General features: G+C 68.7%; 13 protein-coding genes and 1 other RNA gene. 3 read left to right on the top strand and 11 right to left on the bottom strand.

Going from position 1 to position 16,024, the window contains the following annotated elements; all coding sequences use genetic code 11:
• Positions 1–5: 5 nt before the first annotated feature.
• The 6 genes from AB0M24_RS40280 to AB0M24_RS40305 are packed head-to-tail and all read right to left on the bottom strand — an operon-like array spanning position 6 to position 7,060.
• Positions 6–1,007, bottom strand: a complete 1,002-nt coding sequence (locus AB0M24_RS40280; protein ID WP_363779035.1) for a C40 family peptidase — start codon at positions 1,005–1,007, stop codon at positions 6–8.
• A gap of 2 nt (positions 1,008–1,009) precedes the next feature.
• Positions 1,010–1,603: a hypothetical protein gene (locus AB0M24_RS40285; protein WP_363779037.1), complete on the bottom strand. Its 594-nt coding sequence runs from the start codon at positions 1,601–1,603 to the stop codon at positions 1,010–1,012.
• 15 nt (positions 1,604–1,618) lie between these two features.
• On the bottom strand, positions 1,619–3,478 hold the full coding sequence (locus AB0M24_RS40290; RefSeq protein WP_363779039.1) for a hypothetical protein: 1,860 nt from the start codon (positions 3,476–3,478) through the stop codon (positions 1,619–1,621).
• A complete protein-coding gene (locus AB0M24_RS40295; protein WP_363779153.1) occupies positions 3,475–6,288 on the bottom strand; it encodes an ATP-binding protein in 2,814 nt (937 codons plus the stop codon). The genes AB0M24_RS40290 and AB0M24_RS40295 overlap by 4 nt, the downstream gene beginning before the upstream one ends.
• Before the next feature lie 19 nt (positions 6,289–6,307).
• Complete coding sequence (locus AB0M24_RS40300; RefSeq protein ID WP_045313344.1) at positions 6,308–6,778, bottom strand: hypothetical protein; 471 nt, start codon at positions 6,776–6,778, stop codon at positions 6,308–6,310.
• A 3-nt stretch (positions 6,779–6,781) separates the two neighbouring features.
• Positions 6,782–7,060 carry a hypothetical protein gene (locus AB0M24_RS40305; protein ID WP_030472642.1) on the bottom strand — a complete coding sequence of 93 codons (279 nt, stop codon included), beginning with the start codon at positions 7,058–7,060 and terminating at the stop codon, positions 6,782–6,784.
• Between the two features lie 425 nt (positions 7,061–7,485).
• On the opposite strand from AB0M24_RS40305, the gene AB0M24_RS40310 reads away from it, so the two are divergent.
• Together AB0M24_RS40310 and AB0M24_RS40315 are read left to right on the top strand one after the other, a co-directional pair.
• Entirely contained in the window at positions 7,486–7,749 is a 264-nt protein-coding gene (locus tag AB0M24_RS40310; RefSeq protein WP_363779041.1) for a hypothetical protein, read from the top strand.
• Positions 7,750–7,788: 39 nt separating this feature from the next.
• On the top strand, positions 7,789–9,270 hold the full coding sequence (locus AB0M24_RS40315; protein WP_363779043.1) for a hypothetical protein: 1,482 nt from the start codon (positions 7,789–7,791) through the stop codon (positions 9,268–9,270).
• On the opposite strand, the gene AB0M24_RS40320 is transcribed toward AB0M24_RS40315, so the two are convergent.
• Together AB0M24_RS40320 and AB0M24_RS40325 are read right to left on the bottom strand one after the other, a co-directional pair.
• Positions 9,267–10,835, bottom strand: a complete 1,569-nt coding sequence (locus AB0M24_RS40320) for a DUF6345 domain-containing protein (RefSeq protein WP_363779045.1) — start codon at positions 10,833–10,835, stop codon at positions 9,267–9,269. The genes AB0M24_RS40315 and AB0M24_RS40320 overlap by 4 nt on opposite strands.
• Positions 10,836–10,990: 155 nt before the next feature.
• Positions 10,991–12,115: a threonine synthase gene (locus tag AB0M24_RS40325; RefSeq protein ID WP_363779047.1), complete on the bottom strand. Its 1,125-nt coding sequence runs from the start codon at positions 12,113–12,115 to the stop codon at positions 10,991–10,993.
• A 114-nt stretch (positions 12,116–12,229) separates the two neighbouring features.
• Between AB0M24_RS40325 and AB0M24_RS40330 the strand changes: the two genes are divergently transcribed.
• Positions 12,230–13,429: a S8 family peptidase gene (locus AB0M24_RS40330; RefSeq protein WP_363779049.1), complete on the top strand. Its 1,200-nt coding sequence runs from the start codon at positions 12,230–12,232 to the stop codon at positions 13,427–13,429.
• A gap of 52 nt (positions 13,430–13,481) precedes the next feature.
• On the opposite strand, the gene rnpB is transcribed toward AB0M24_RS40330, so the two are convergent.
• The 3 genes from rnpB to AB0M24_RS40345 form a co-directional block, all read right to left on the bottom strand.
• Positions 13,482–13,863, bottom strand: an RNA gene (gene rnpB, locus AB0M24_RS40335) — RNase P RNA component class A.
• 10 nt (positions 13,864–13,873) lie between these two features.
• Positions 13,874–14,818: a hypothetical protein gene (locus AB0M24_RS40340; RefSeq protein WP_363779051.1), complete on the bottom strand. Its 945-nt coding sequence runs from the start codon at positions 14,816–14,818 to the stop codon at positions 13,874–13,876.
• Positions 14,815–16,023: an MFS transporter gene (locus AB0M24_RS40345; protein WP_363779053.1), complete on the bottom strand. Its 1,209-nt coding sequence runs from the start codon at positions 16,021–16,023 to the stop codon at positions 14,815–14,817. Before AB0M24_RS40345 ends, AB0M24_RS40340 begins: the two co-directional genes overlap by 4 nt.
• Position 16,024 lies beyond the last annotated feature (1 nt).

Consider the following 16,024-nt stretch of genomic DNA (forward strand, 5'->3'; position numbering starts at 1 on the left):
GCGATCTACACGCCCGGCCGGACGGCCAGCGGCATCAACTCGTGATAATCCCAGTTGATCTTGCTGATCTTCACTACGTCACCCGTTTGGGGTGCATGGATGTACTCGTCGCCGCCGAGGTACATGGCCACGTGGTGCACCGTTCGCGGGTTGGACGTGTCAGTCGCCCAGAAGATCAGGTCGCCTGCCTGGGCGTCGCGCACCGGGAGGTGGGCGCCGCCCTGTTCGTACTGGTCGTTGGCCACGCGCGGGATCTTCACGCCGGCCGCGCCGAAGGCCTTGACCAGGATTCCCGAGCAGTCCCACGCGTCCGGGCCGTTGCCGCCCCACAGGTACGGCTCGCCCAGCTGCTCCTTGGTGAACTGGATCGCCACGCCCGCCGCGTTCGACGCGAGCAGGAACTGGCCCGCGCCCGAACCGCAGCCGGCCGGGTCGGTGATCTGGCCCAGCTCGCCCAGCAGGAACGCCGCCATGGCCTCCCAGTTGTGGTACCGGTCGGGGAACGCCGACCGCTCCACCGCCTGCGCCGAGTCGCCGGGACGCTTGCTCTCCCAGTCCGGCACCTTCAGCAGCACGTCGTAGAACTTGTTGATCGCGTACGTCGGATCGACGACCTCGGCCTCGGTGCCCCAGCCCATCGACGGACGCATCTGGAAGATGCCCAGCGAGTCGCGGTCGCCGTAGTTCAGCGGACGCAGACCCGACTCGGTCATGCCCGCCTGGATCGCGATCTGCCACGCGAGGGGCGGCAGCTTGCGCTCCTGGCCGATGGAGATGATCCGGGCGACGATGTTGCGCTGCTCGTCGTTGAGCCGCGACGCGTCGTGCTGACCCTTGTCGCCGCCGCCCGAGTCCCACGGGCCGATGGCCGCGTTGCAGCTCGACAGCTTGAAAGCGCCCTGTGCCGCGGGGTTCGTGGAGTTGCTGACCACCTGCGTGACGCCGGACGTGGCGACCGCGATCACGACGATCGCGACGAGAGCACCTATCAGCAGCATCAGGCGCATGGTCAGTCCGCCTTCGTGTAGCTGTTTACCCGCCACTCGTTGGCCGGCGTCTTCACCAGCGTGATGACGACCTTGCCGATGTCCGTGCCGATCTCGAAGTCCGCCGAGGACACGTACGACTTCTTCGGCGTCACCTTCTGCGTGATCTTGTCCGGCACGTTCTTCGGGTCGATCGTGGCCATCTGCGCGAGGAACTCCTCCGTCGTGTACGGACGGAGCTGCGCGAGCCACTTGTTCACGTCGTTGTCCGGCGGCGGCTTGATCCAGTTCTCCGCCCACAGCTCCGCGATCAGCTGGGCGTCAGCGGCCGGCGGGGCGGCCGAGGCGGAGTTCGAGGGCGGCGGGACCTTGGTCGGCAGCGAGGCGCCGCTGGTCGGCAGCTGACCGACCTGGGTGCCCTGCGAGGACGACTGGCCGGCCGCGGTGTTCGGCGCGGAAGGCTTGCGGTCCAGCACCTTCGGGATGATCACGCCGAGCGCGACGACCACCACCACGAAGATGATGATCGACGCGGCGAGGTGCCGCGGGGAACGCAGCGGCCAGCCCCAGAGCCTGCGGTAGACCGCGGCACGGCCGCGGTTGGTGCGAATGGGCATCTAGCGTCCCCCTCTCTAGTTGTCTCGGACTTCGAAGCCGCGCGACGGCCGGTAGATCACGTGCACCTGACGCCCTGCCACCACTTCTGTCTCGGCCCTGCGAGGTTCCTGCACCGGACCCGAGTAGCTCGAGGACCGCGACGGCACGAGCACCGCGTCGTCGACCCTGTCCCACTGCCTGTCGGTGACCGTCGGGCTGTCCACCACGCGCGACCGGGCTGCGGGCAACGCCGCCGGACCGGATCCCGCGGGCAGTGCGCCGGCACGCACGCCGTAACCGTCGCCACCGCTGACGATCTGGCCGGGCTGCGCGTCGCGGTCGAGGCGCTGGGCCGTCGCCATGACGGGGTTCGAGGCCTCCGGGCGGACCCGGCCACGACCGCGCTGCGGCGCCGCCTCGTCGGTCTCGTTCTCCCGCACGGAGTCCCAGAACTCGTCCTGCGGCGTCGGGCCGGTCTGCTTCTTGCGGCCCATCATCTTCGACCAGACGCCGCCGCTCATCGGCAGGACGTTGCCCGCGGAGCCCACCGACATCTCGACCATCTGCCACATGCGGCGCAACGGTTTGCCGATCACGAAGCAGACGAGTGTCAGCATCAGGCCGAGCAAAGTGCGCGTCAGCAACGAAAGCCCGGTCGCGTTGAAGATCGCCTGCAGCAGCAACGCGTGGACACCCGCGAGAACCGCGAGCACCAGCACGTTGAACACCGTCACGGCGGCCGCGCGCGCGACCTTGCGCAGCAGGTCGTGGTGGATCAACGCGACGAGACCGATGAGCGGTCCCGCCAAGGTGAGAATGCGCAGCAGCAGCTGGGCCAGCAGCACCGCGGCCTTCGCGAACAGCTGGAACAGCGAGAACGCGATGGACTGCAGCAGCGCCAGGAATCCCGCGCCGGTGCGGCTGCCGTCGGTGCCGTCGAAGTAGCCCTTGGCGGTGCCGAGCTGGGCTTCGAGGGCCTTCCACTCGGCTTTCTTGGCTTCCAGCGCCGCCTGGTCCGCGTCCTTGTGCTCCGCGATCTCCGACGTCGTCCAGGCCTGCGCCTTGAGGATGCGCGGGCCGTACTCGGCGGCCTGCGGTGCTTCCGGTGTGCCGAACGCACCGCGCAGCCAGCTTTGGTAGACGACGGCGTCGTGCAGCTTCGTCGGCAGAACGTGCAGTGTGCCTTGCTCTTCGGGTGCCTCGATGAACCCTGCTTGGATCTCGGACGTCTTCGAGACCAGCGTGTTGTCGAGGAGGTTGTAGAACTGCGGCAAGGCCAATGTGGACGTTGCCAGCCACATGGCCGCCAACGCCCAGAGCCCGCGTTTGGAGATCGTGGCGAAGTCGCCGGTCCAGATCTGCCGGAACATCAGGATCGCGAGGATCAACGCCACCAGGCCGAACCAGCGCAGGTAGACGTTGTCGTAGACCTTCTGCACGCCGTTCTTCACGGCGTCGTCGAGCGGAACCAGCAGGCCGCGGCCCATCACCGTGTAGTGCAACGCGTTCGTGGCACCGACGATGTTCTTGCCGATGCTGAAGAGCTCGTTGCCCGCCCACGTGTCGATCGTGGCGTTGGCGTCCGGGACGATGTTGCACTTGGGCTGGTAGTTGTGCCAGACCATGCCCGCGTAGCCGTAGTCGAGGTACGGCGAGCCGGGCAGGCCGTTGCCGACGGGCGGGTCGAGCGCGCCGACCATGCCGGCGCCCGGCCGTTCCGGGTTCGGTGCCTCGCCACACGACTGGGCGTGTGCCGGAGCACCGATCACCACTTGCAGAGCCAAGATCACCGAAACCGCGATGACAGAACGGCTTCGAGCTGACGTGCGCAGCGCGAACCGCCGCCTTGCCCAGAGCAAGGCGGCGATCGCGAGCACGATCGTCAGCGCCGTCATGCGGCGCCGTCCCGGTGGCGGTTCGAGCCGTCACCGTGGCCCACCAGGTGGGCCTCGTCCTCCGTCAGTCCGAGCTCCATGTCCGCCGCCAGTTCGTCGTCGATCTCGTCGGGCACGTAGGCGGGCGGCTGCGGAGCCGCGTTGTCGTCCGTCGGCACGAGCTCGCCCTTGCCGTTGTCGCGCTTGGCATCGGGGGTCGTGTCGAGGGCGTTGCGCAGGTGTTCGAGGTGCGGGCCGCTGAAGTCGATGCGGATGCGCTCTACGCCACCGGCACCGTCACCGAAGATGAACTGCCTCGGCGCGCGGTCGCGTTCGGTCGCAGTGCGCTCGCCACCCGGTCGACGACCCAGTGACGCGATCACCTGCTCGTACCCGGCTCCGACCGGAACCTTGAGCAGCCGCAACGCATCCGCCTGCGCCTGGTCGTCGTCGAGCCTGCCGACGAAGACCGAGTCGAGCAGTGCGACGAAGCCCTGGATCCTCAGGAAGTCGGCGGGAATCTGGGACGACAGCAGCACGCGGACGTTCCACTTTCGCGAGTCACGTGCGAAGCGGTTCATCAGCACGCGACCGGTCGGGACCTCCGAGAGGAAGAACGCCTCGTCGATCCAGACGCCCTTGCGGAGGTCCTTCGGCCGGTCGTAGATCGAGCGCTGGGTGAGCCAGGCGGCCAGGTTCAGCATCTCGACGCCGAGCGACTCCGCGTCCGTCCAGTGCTCGCGGCCGACGCCGTCCTTCGGCAGGTTGAGGCCCGCCATGGTGAGCACCGTGAGCCTGTCGTCGCGCTGCTCGTTGTACGGGTCCGCGTTGTCCTCGGGGATCAGCAACGACATGCGCTCGCGCATCTCGTCGAGGAAGTCCGCGACGACGACGGCGTGCTCGTGGTGCTCGGACGCGTCACGGCGCAGCGCCTCGAAGACAAGACCGGGGTGTGCGTCGAAGCGGCCACCGACCGTGCGGACGGCGCGCAGCAGCACGATGCGCGTCTGCGGCAGGCGCGCGACCTCGAACGGCAGCAGACCCGTGAGCACGTCGAGCACCAGGCGACGACGAGTCGCCGCCGCCAGTGCCTTCTCACGACGCCAGGCCCTCTCCGGGTCCTCCTCGTCGAGGAAGTGCTCGATCATCGGCTCGGCGACCACGCGGTACGGGTTCAGAATGCCGGGCTGGGCGTTGAGCAGGTTGATCGGCCGCGCGTACGGCCGCAGCTCGGGCAGGTCGCAGAGCGCCGACAGCGGGCCGGACGGGTCGAGCAACGTCCAGTGCGCGCCGGAGCGCAGCGTCTTGTAGACCATGCCGCCGCCGAGGAACGACTTACCGGCACCGAGGCCCGCGACCATCGCCGTCAGACCCGAGGCGTCACGGAGCTCCTGCGCCATCCACGGGTCCCACGCGACCGGGCGGCGGGTGGCCGTGACGGTCTCGCCGAGCAGGATTCCGCGGCGGTCACCGACCTCGGCCGTCGCCGTCGGGACAGCACTCGCCGCCCACAACACCGAGCCGCGACGCAGGTACGCGCCGTTCGACAGCGGTTCGCCGGGGATGAACTCGCGGGCGATCGCGTACTGCGCCTCGGGGTGCTCGATGGCGACCTTCGGCTTGTACAGCTCCAGCAGCGACTGGGCCAGGCGCAGGGCCTCACGCTCGGTCGGGCCGCTCACCGCAAGACGCCACCAGCTTCGCACCCGGGTGCCCAGCGCGGTGAAGCCCGACGTCATCTCGTCGTCGATCTCCAGCACGCGCCCGGCCTGGCGGGCGAGCGACTGCGGCGGGTCGAGCTCGTGCTCGTCGGTGTAGTGGCGGACCTGCGAGCGGACCTTGCTCATCTGCCGCGACAGCTCACCCGAGACTTCCTCGGGCTTGCGCACGTAAATACGAGCGGACCATTCCACACTCGCGGGGAGCCTGTCCGCGCGCTGCACCCACGGGTCGTCCGTCTCGGGAATCTGCAGACCGTGCATCAGCCCAACCGTGAGCACCGCGACGTGCCGCTTGATGCCCGCGTTCGAGCCGGTGCGGCCGCGCACGGTCACCGTCGGCGAATACGGCTCCTGGTGGAAGTCGGCGGCGTCGGTGAAGGACGCCAGGTCCTCCGGTTCCCACGCGGCACCCGGCACGGCGGGCAGGTTGCGCGGCGCGGGCAGGCCCAGCGAGCACGACCGGTGCATCAGCCAGGACATCTCCTCGGCCGTCGCGGGACGGCCTTCGAGACCCGCGGACCCGATCACCTGGTCGAGGTGCTCGACCTCGGAGTCCAGGGCGACGAGCTCGGCGTCGACGGCGTCCGGGAAGACCTTGCGCAACACCGGCGCGGCGCGTTCGACGGCGCGGTCCATCATGTTGCGGGTCTGCACCTGGACGCCCAGGTAGACCTCTTTCTCGGCCATCGAGCGGCCCATGAGCTGCTGCTGCTCGCCGACCATGTAGTCGTCGAACGACAGCGTGCCGGGCGTGTCCGGCAGGCGCTTGACGGCGTTGTGCACGTGCGCCTCGGCCCACATGCGGATCGGGTACGGCCGCGTCGTGACCCGCAGGTGCATCCAGCGGCCCTGCAGCTCGGCGTACTGGCCCGCGATGGCGGCGATCAGGTCCTGGCGCTGCGAGTCGCTGCGGAACGACCAGCGCTGCGGCGCGAGCCGGTACCAGGCGTAGACCTCCTGGCCGGTGCGCAGCAGATGGCCGTCGATGCTGCGCGCGGCGATCGACGGCGTGTAGCTCGGCACGGCCTGCTCGCCGGGCAGGCGGCGGCCGCGCTTCGAATATGCGGCCCGCTCACGCTCGCGGGGGTCGGCCGCGGCGTGCTGGGCGATGTGCTGCGCTGCGCGACGGTCACGGTCTCGCCGGCGTCCGAACACCGCGAACCTCCTTCTTACGGCTGGCTGACGTCCGGCGGTGCTGGGCCTGCTGTCTCGCCCGTTGTTTCTTGCTCAACTTGGGACGAGGCCGCTGCGGACTGACCCGGATCCGGGCGGCACTGGCCGCTCCGCCGGTACTTGCCGTGCGCTCTCGAGGTGCGGTGAGCTCGCGGACCCACATCGACATGACGGCCGTGAGGGGCCGCTCATGGCTGATCCGCTGGGTGATGAAGCGTGTGAGGATGATCGTCGCGACGAGAGCCCAGGCCGTCGAGAAGAACCCGAAGCCGACGCCCATCTGCCGCTCGATCGTGAGTACGACGAGGAAAACGACGATCCCGACGCCCCACGCGACGTATCGCGCGCGCCAGGGAAAAGTCGCTTTGGGCGGGCCGAGCCAGACGGCGTCGACCCGGTAGACCTCGTCGTCAGTGCGAACCCGCACGGATCAGCCTCCGACGAACAGGCCGGCGAGCCACTTGCCGATGTTCGAGCCCGCGTCGGTCGTGACCGCGAGGCCGATGATGGCCAGGGCGACGATCACACCACCGAGGCGGCGCATGACACCCGCGTTGTCACCCTTGCCGCCTCCCAGCCACAGGAGGAGGAGCGCGACGGTCAGGAGGAGCAGCGGAACGATGTTGTCCAGGATCCAGCCGCGGACATTGCCTGTGCCCGGCACCGTCGGCTGCTGCTGAGCGAGTGTCACCAGGTCCATGGCGGTCATTTGGTACTCCAGAGTGCGCTCGGGCTTGCGCTACGAGTAGAACACGAGTTCGTCACGAGGTGTGAAGCTGTTGGTGCGGGCGGTAGATCATCTGGCCGTTCCCCCTGGGAGGAATTACGTCTAATCTGGCCGACACATCATCACTGAGGAGACGTCAGTGGGGAACACCCGGACCAAGATTCTCTCCGTCGCTGGCAATGTTCACCCGACTGCGAAGGCCCTGGTCACACACAGTGTGTGCGTCTTGATGGGGTGCACGAGTACACGCATGTGAAAGCCCTGATCGGCCGGTTCGCGACCCCGCTCGGAGACGCTGCGGGTGCGACCCTGAGCGACGACTCCGAGGAGATTCGCCCATGCTCGAACCTGACCTCGCGCCGGACGGAAGTGTGGACGGAATCACAGCCTCCCCTAGTGCTCCAGGCGTGGATCAGCCTACCGGTGAGGGCGGACAAACCACCCGGCGGGTCCAAAGGACGATCAACTTCGACAGGTCGGTGCTGGAGCGCGCTCGCGCGGCGGCCACGTACCTCGCTTCCTACGAGCCTCAGGCCGGGGTGCGGTCGCTGGCGGACATCGTGAATCCCGCCGTGCTGGCTTACGTGACGGAGTTGGAGGAGCTGTACAACGCCGGGGAGCCGTTCCGTCCGGTGCTGCGGATGCCTTCAGGACGTCCCGCCAAGCGGTGATCCTTCACAAGTTTGTGAAACATGTGTAGCTTCTGAAGCATGTTGAGGTTCCTGCTGCGTCGCGACCGCGTGCTGCTGCCCAGTTGGATCGTGCTCATCGCGGGCGTGGTCCTGAGCACCACCGGCCAGTACACCCGCATGTTCCCGACCCCCGAGGCCGCTCGATCCTTCGCACACGACCTCGAAGGCAACACAGCGCTGACCGCGTTCACCGGACAGCTGACCGCGCCGACGCTGCACGGCCTGATCCTCTGGAAGATCGCCGACGTCGCGTTCACGCTGACCGCGCTCATGGCGATCCTCATCGTCCTGCGGCACACCCGGTCCGAAGAAGAATCCGGCCGCCAGGAACTGCTGCGCTCCACCCCGATCTCCCGGTACGCGCCGCTGATCTCCGCGCTGGGCCTCGCCATGGGAGCGGCGATCGTGGTCGGCCTCCTGGTGACGCTGATCGGCGGACCGAGGTTCGGCCTCGCGGTGACCGCTCCCGGACTGGTGTTCGCGGCGGTGGCCGGGATCGCCGCTCAGCTGACCGAACGGTCCTCGACCGCGCATCTGATCGCGTGCGGCGCGCTGGGTGTGACCTACGGGGTGCGGTTCGCGGCGGACGGCAGCGGCGTGCTGTGGCTGCGCTGGTTCTCCCCCAACGGGTGGAGCCACCTGTTCCTCACCTCCAGCTGGGTGATCGTGGTGCCGCTCGTCGCCACCGCCGCGCTGACAGCAGGGGCGTTCTGGCTGAACCGGAGCCGTGACGAGGGGGCCGGCGTGGTGCCCGCGCGGCCGGGGAAGGCGGGCGGTGACGTCAACCTGCCGTGGCGGGTGCACCGGACTCAGCTCATCGGGTGGGTCACGGCGTTCGCGTTGGCCGGAGCCACGATGGGCGGCGTCACGTCGGGCATGCGCGGCTCGATCGGCGACTCGTCGGTGATGGCCGAGTTCCTGCACCGCTACGGCACCGGCCCGATCGGCGACACGCTGCTGTGGATGATCATGATCAGCCTGGGCGGGGCGGCGGCGTTGTTCCCGGTGCTCGTGGTGCTGCGGCTGCGGGCGGACGAGACGTCCGGGCGGGCCGAGTTGTTGTTGTCGACGGCGACGAGCCGGATGCGGTGGGCGGCCGGGCATCTGTCCGTGGCCATCACGGGGACCGTGGCGATGATGACCGTTGCCGGGCTCGCCGCCGGACGTGGCGATCTAAAGGTACTGACGGCGGCGTTGCTCCAGGTGCCCGCCGCGTTGGTGGTGGGTGCGGTGGCGATGCTCGCGGTGGGGTTCGTGCCGCGTGCCGCCGCGGCCATCTCGTTCGTGGTGTGGCTGGCGGTCAACATGTTCGGCGAGATCGTCGGCCCGTCGCTGGGCATCTCCTACGACGTGGCAAACCTGGTGTCGCCGTTCCACTTCCTGCCGCGCGTGCTGACCGGCGAACAGCTCACCGCCGCGCCCCTCGTAGGGCTCGCGGCGGTGGCTGTCCTGCTCACTTCAGTTGGTGTGGCACGACTCAAAGTGCGCGATCTCGGTTAGCTCGCGCCGGAGATCCGCCAGAACCAGCCGTTGGGCAGCGTGTCCGGTCCGACCGGGCCCTTGCCGTGGAAGTAGTCGTCGATGTTGACGTACGCGCCGGCCTTGTAGACGCCCATCGTCGCCCAGCGCACGGAGGCCGGCTGCGTGTCGATGCTGGCCTGCGCCCACGCGTCGCGGACCTTCATCGGCTTGTTCCACCACAGGAACGGGTTGCGCCACATGTAGTGGCCGAACTTGCCGCCGTGGTTGGACGAGTTGTAGCTGACCGTGGTGAAGCTGTTGATCTGGTGCAGGCCGCGGAACGCCTGGCCCCAGCGCTGCGCCCAGTTCAGGCCGCCGGTCGTGTCCTCCAGGATGAGGCAGGTGAAGAGGCTCATCCACTCGACGTCGTTCTGACCCCAGCGCGCGTCGGTGTTGGCGAGCTTGGTGTCGTTGTGGTTGGAGCAGCCGGTGAAGTAGAAGCCGGTGCCGGAACCGTGGCCCTGCCAGTAGGTCATGTCGACGTCGTCGGCCCAGTTGTTGTCGTCGCCGCCCGCGAACATCGGGTCCTTGAAGTCGCTCTCCCACGCGTTGCCGTCGAGCCACTTGAAGTTGCGGTTGATGCCGTGCGCGCCGGCCTCGGCGTCGAAGCTGTTGACGTTCGCGACGGTGTTGGGCAGGCCGGAGCAGTTGCCGGTGCCCTCCATGCCGACCTCGCGGATCTCCTGAGCCTGCAACGTCTGCTCGCGCGGCGGCTGCGGCTCGGTCGGTTGCGGCAGTTCGGCTCCGACGGCCGCGGGCAGCGTGATGGCCTGGGCCGCGCCCTTGTCCGCGTTGCCGCCGGTGCAGCGGAACGACGGCTCGAGCTGCTCGACCTTGTCCTCCAGCGGCGGGGCCACGTAGACGTAGTCGGCGCGCGCCTGGGTGCCGAGGAACTTCGAGCACAACCTCGCGCCGGTGGCGAGGTCGTGCACCTTCACCGTGCCCGCCTGGCCGTAGGTGCGCGCGGCGTGGCTCACCGACGTCACGCCCTGCGCGTCGAAGGAGACGCGGATGTTCGCGCCCTCGCCTTCCAGCGGGATGCCGCCGAGCTGGAACGTGTAGGACACCGACGTGTCGAGGTTCGCCGTGAGTGCGTTGCGGCCGTTGGGATCCGCCAGTTCGAACGTCGTGTACTGCGCGGTGGGCGTCGCGTTGTCCGGCAGCACACCGGCTGCGCGGAGACCTTCCTGCGCGCGCTTCGCCGCCTCGTCGGTGGGGATGGACGTGATGCGCTTGAGCGCGTCGAGGTCGAGCGCGGTCAACGTCGTGGGCTCGCCGTCCTCGTCCGGCTTGCCCTGTCCTTTGTCGACGGTCGGCACGTACTGGTAGCGCTGCTCGTCGGCGAACGACACCGCACCGAACTCGGATCTTTGAACGTCCTTGAGGCCGAAGGATCTTTGCAGCTTCTGCGTCTGCTCCTGGTCGAGACCGGAGCTCTTCACCCCGTAGACGGGGAGCTCCGCGGCGTCGGCGGTGGCGACACCGACCGCCCCAGCCGTGACGAGGCTGGACAGGGCCAGCACCACGGTCAGCTTGCGTTGCATGTCTCTTCCCTCCCTTGGGGACGACCGGCTGCAGGGGCCGGTCGTCTGACAGGAGGATTTGTGCTGCGGAGCCGTGATACCGAGAGTGGCCTGGACTGCCGGTCCGACCACTCGTTCGGCCGAAATTTTGTAACGCTCTTGGGGATTGCGCGTACCTAGAGGCGGACACCTGGGTACTTGATGCCGGCTCCGGTGTTCAGCACGACGACTTCCTCGTTCTCGGTGAGCCAGCCGTTCTTGCGGAGTGTCCGGACGGCACTGATCGTCGCGGCGCCTTCCGGGCAGAGGAAAGCCCCTTCCAGGCGCGCGGTTTCCTCGCGGTCTTCCTGAATCTGCCCATCGTCCACGGCTATCGCGGTGCCATCGGTTTCCCTGATGGCCCGCAGGATGATGAAGTCCCCCAACGGCTTCGGCACGTTGATCCCGAACGCGCTCGTGAAAGCGTTGTCCCAGAAGGTCGATTCGGCGGCACCTTCGTCGAACGCCCTGACGATCGGCGCGCACCCGGTCGACTGCACCGCGACGAGACGCGGCATCTTCCCTGTGATCCAGCCGAGTTCGCGCATCTCTTCGAGCGCCTTGTGAATCCCGATCAGACCGACACCGCCGCCGGTCGGGTAGATGATCACGTCCGGGACGCGCCAGCCGAGCTGCTCGACGATCTCGTACCCCATCGTCTTCTTGCCCTCGATGCGATAGGGCTCTTTGAGGGTCGAGGCGTCGAACAGATCGACGTCCTTGATGGCCTGCGCGGCATCGGCGATGGTGCCTGGAACGATCCTGAGCTCGGCGCCGCTCGCCTGGACCTCCTCGCGAGTGATGAGCGGCGCGTCCTCGGGCATCGCGATGACACTGTGGAGACCCGCGCGGGCCGCGTACAGGGCCCAGGCGGCGCCCGCGTTGCCGTTGGTGGGCATCTTGATGCCTTCGACGCCCAGTTCCCTGGCCCGCGCCACGCCGACGGCCGCGCCACGGGCCTTGAACGAGCCGGTCGGGATGAGCGACTCGTCCTTCATGAGGACGGTGACGCCGAGTTGGTCGCTCAGCTTCGGCAACGGGACGAGCGGCGTCATGCCCTCACCGAGACTGAACGCGGGATCGGGGTCGCGGACCGGCAGGACGTCCCGATAGCGCCAAAGGCTGTTGTCCTGGGTGGGCCTGCCGACCTTCGTGAGGTCGTAGCGGGCCAGCAACGGCGACGCGCAGGCGTGGCAGAGGTTCTGGACGGTGTCGGCGTCGTGGCGCAGGCCGCAGCGAGCGCACTCCAGGTGTGACAGCACAGCTCCATCAATACCGGCGAATCGAGCCGCACATTTACACCCGAAAGTACTAACGCATCACCCCGTTCGGGTGAGAGCATCGTGGTCCCTGCTCGAGCCCCTTGAGGAGAGCCCATGCGACGACTCACAGTCAAGGCCCTGTTCGCAGCTTCTCTGCTCGCCGCCGCCATTCCTGCCGCTCCAGCCAACGCCGACGCCGCTACCAGCGGATACATCGTGTTGCTGAAGGACGGCGTGGGCGTGTCGAGCGTGACCAACCTGCTCGGCGTCACGGTCGACAACGTGTACGAGTCGGCGGTGCGCGGCTACTCGGGCCGCATGACCGCGAGTACGGCCGCCCGCCTCGCCCGTGATCCGCGGGTCGCCCTGGTGCAGCCGGACGGCGTGGCCTCGATCGCCGCGCAGACCCTGCCCACGGGCATCGACCGCATCGACGCCGAACAGAGCCCGACCGCGAAGATCAACGGCACCGACGAGCGCGTGAACGTCGACGTCGCCGTGATCGACACCGGAGTCGACCTCGACCATCCCGACCTCAACGTCAACACCGCGGGCGCGAAGAACTGCTCCACCGGCCGCAGCGCCGACGACGGCAACGGCCACGGCACCCACGTGGCGGGCACCATCGGCGCGCTCGACAACGGCAGCGGCGTCGTGGGCGTGGCTCCCGGTGCCCGCATCTGGCCGGTCCGCGTGCTCAACAACCAGGGCAGCGGCTCGTTCTCGGCCATCATCTGCGGCATCGACTACGTGACGGCGCACGCGAACGAGATCGAGGTCGCGAACATGAGCCTCGGCGGTTCCGGCAGCGACAGCGCGTGCGGGTCCAACAAGGACGCGATGCACGAGGCGATCTGCCGTTCGGTGGCCGCGGGCGTGACCTACGTCGTCGCCGCGGGCAACAGCGCGGCGAACTCGTCGACCTTCGTGCCAGCGACCTACGAGGAGGTCATCACCGTCAGCGCGCTCGCCGACTTCAACGGCCAGCCGGGTGGCGGTGCGGCCTCGACCTGTCGCGCGGACGTGGACGACACGTTCGCCGACTTCTCCAACTACGGCGCCGACGTGGACATCATCGCGCCGGGCGTGTGCATCCTGTCGAGCTGGAAGGGCGGCGGCTACAACACGATCTCGGGCACGTCGATGGCCAGCCCGCACGTCGCCGGCGCTGCGGCGCTCTACAAGGCGACGCACCCGAGCGCGTCTCCCGCGGCCGTGAAGACCGCCCTGCGCTCCGCCGGCACGACCAACTGGAACTCCGGGACCGACCCGGACAGCACGCACGAGCCACTGCTGAACGTCGCGACGTTCTGATGCGTGGACGGTGCCGGGCGGGCAGGCCCGGCACCGTCCGTTCGTCTGAAGGCGGATGAGCCGGCATGTAAGCCGGATCCTGTTCACGGGAGCGAGTCCCGCTTGGCGGCCATCCATCTCGGCCTGCCGTTGCCGACAGGCTCTAGCGGCCTACCCGCGAGCATCGGGCGGGCAGCCCTCGAACGCTCGCGCAGGCCCTCGCGGGCCCTCTTGGCCTTGCTCCGGGTGGGGTTTACCTAGCCGCCCCAGTCACCTGGGGCGCTGGTGGTCTCTTACACCACCGTTTCACCCTTACCGCGGCTTTCGCCGAGGCGGTCTGCTTTCTGTGGCACTGTCCCGAGGGTCGCCCCTGGTTGCCGTTAACAACCACCCTGCCCTGTGGAGTCCGGACTTTCCTCGACGAGTCACCCCGCCGCGGCCGCCCTGCCGACTCATCCGCGTCGATCAGGATACGGCAGGCAGAGGTGCGGGCGATTCGGCGTCCTCCACCAGCAGTTCCGGCGCGCCGGAACCGTCTGCCGGGACTGTCCACACGTCCGAGTGGCGCGGGTCAGCGCGTGGCAGGCCGTAGCCGATCGTGTGGTCGTCGAGCCACGCCGGCTGGTCGTCGACACTACGAGTCTCGGCGAGCGGGGTCTCGGTCATGCCGTCGAGTGACAGCACGCTCAGCCGCCAGCCGTCGCCGACGCGTTTCTTGAACGCGATCCGCTTGCCGTCCGGTGACAGCGACGGGCACTCGACGCCGTCGTGGACAGTGCGCACGGTCCGGTTCGCGAAGTCGCCCTCCACCAGGAAGTGGTGGCCGTCGGTGGCGAGCGTGGCGTAGAAGCGGTTGTCGTCCGCGGCGAACGTGACACCCCAGAAGTTGACGTCGTCCGCGGTGTAGCGCTGGCCGTCGCGGTCGATGCCGAACGTCTCCAGGTTGCCGGCGAGATCGCCCGTGCGGGTGTCGAGGACGCCGGAACGGGTGGAGAAGGCGCCGCGGTTGTAGGAGTCGCCCGCCACGAACACCGTCCACGAGATCATCCGGCCGCTCGCGGACACCCGCGCCCGGCTCGGCACACCGTCCAGTGGCACGGTCCGTGTCGGCTGGGACGCCGCGTCGAGCACGGTCGCCTGGTACGTGCCGGGGAGCGCGGGGCCGAGGCACACCCCCGTGCCGCCCGCCGCGTAGACCCTGGCGCACTCCAGGCCGCTGGTCGTGACCTCGTTGTTCGACGTCTTCGCGAGGTGGCCGTTCGCCGTGCTGCGGACGAGCAGCCCGCCCGCGTCGAGCCGCACTCCGCTGGTGGCGTTGGCGTCGGAATGCCTTTGCAGCAACGCATACGCGGCAGCCGCGCCGAGCAGCAGGACCGTCGCGGCGAGCGCGATGACCAGACGGGACCTCATCGCAGCAACCTCCACGACACCGGCAGGGCCACCACGACCGCCACCACCGCACACCACAACGCCGTGACGTGTCCCCACGACTGCCAGGCGAACCCGAACGCGACCGAAGAACCCAGGTACGCCAACGCCTGCGCGGTCTTGACTACCGCCATTCCACTGCCGTGCAACGACTCCGGGATCAGCGGTGCGACCGCGGCCATCAGCACGCCGTCCGTCGCCGCGTAGAAACCGCCGTACAGCAACAGAATCAGCACCACCCACCCCGTGCCGTGCCACGGAGCGACGAGCAGCAGGTACACCGCGAGCAACGCGACGTGCCCGCCGATCAGCACGACCCAGCGACCGATCCTGTCCGCCAGCACGCCGACCGGCCCTGCGAGCAGCAGGTAGCCGAGGTTGACACCGACCGCGAGGAGCGGGAACCACAGCTGCGGCAGGTCTTCTCGCCGTTGCAGCACCAGGTAGACGAAACCGTCTCCGATCGTCACGAGCCCGAGCACCATCGCGACGAGGCACGCGCGGCGGAAAGATGCTGTTTTGAGCAACCCGAACGCCTGCCGCAAAGACGCGGACCCGCGCTCCCCCATCTGGTTGCGCACGAACAGGACCAGCACCAGCACGCCGAGCAGGGCGATGCAGAAACTCGCCACGAACACCGCGTCGTACCCGCTCGCGCTACCCGCCAGCGCGAGCACCCCGATCGCGACGAGCGGCCCGGCGAACGCGCCGGCGCTGTCCATCGCGCGGTGCACGCCGAACGCCCGGCCGAGGCTTTTCTCGGGCACGGACAAGGCAATCAGGGCGTCACGAGGTGCCGTGCGCAGTCCTTTGCCCATGCGGTCGATCACCAGCACGCCGCCGATCGCGACCGCGGAACGTCCCGCGAGCAGCAGACCCGCCTTGCACGCGGCGGACAGCGCGTACCCGAGCCCGGCGGTCAGCTTGTGCCGCCAGGTCCGGTCGCCGACCCAGCCGCCGAGGAGCCGGGTGAGGGCGGTGGCGCCGGTGTAGAGGCCGTCCAGCGCGCCGTACTGGAGCACCGACAGATGCAGCCCCAGCACCAGGTACGCGGGCAGGATCGCGGTGACCATCTCGGCCGACACGTCCGTCAGCAGGCTCACCAGGCCGAGCGCGACGACGTTGCCGGAGATCACCGCGCGGGACGACCCGGTGTTCTTCGGCGCGCGGACGCTCGACAGGTACACG

Source organism: Lentzea sp. NPDC051838 (genome assembly GCF_040681245.1).
GTDB lineage: Bacteria > Actinomycetota > Actinomycetes > Mycobacteriales > Pseudonocardiaceae > Lentzea.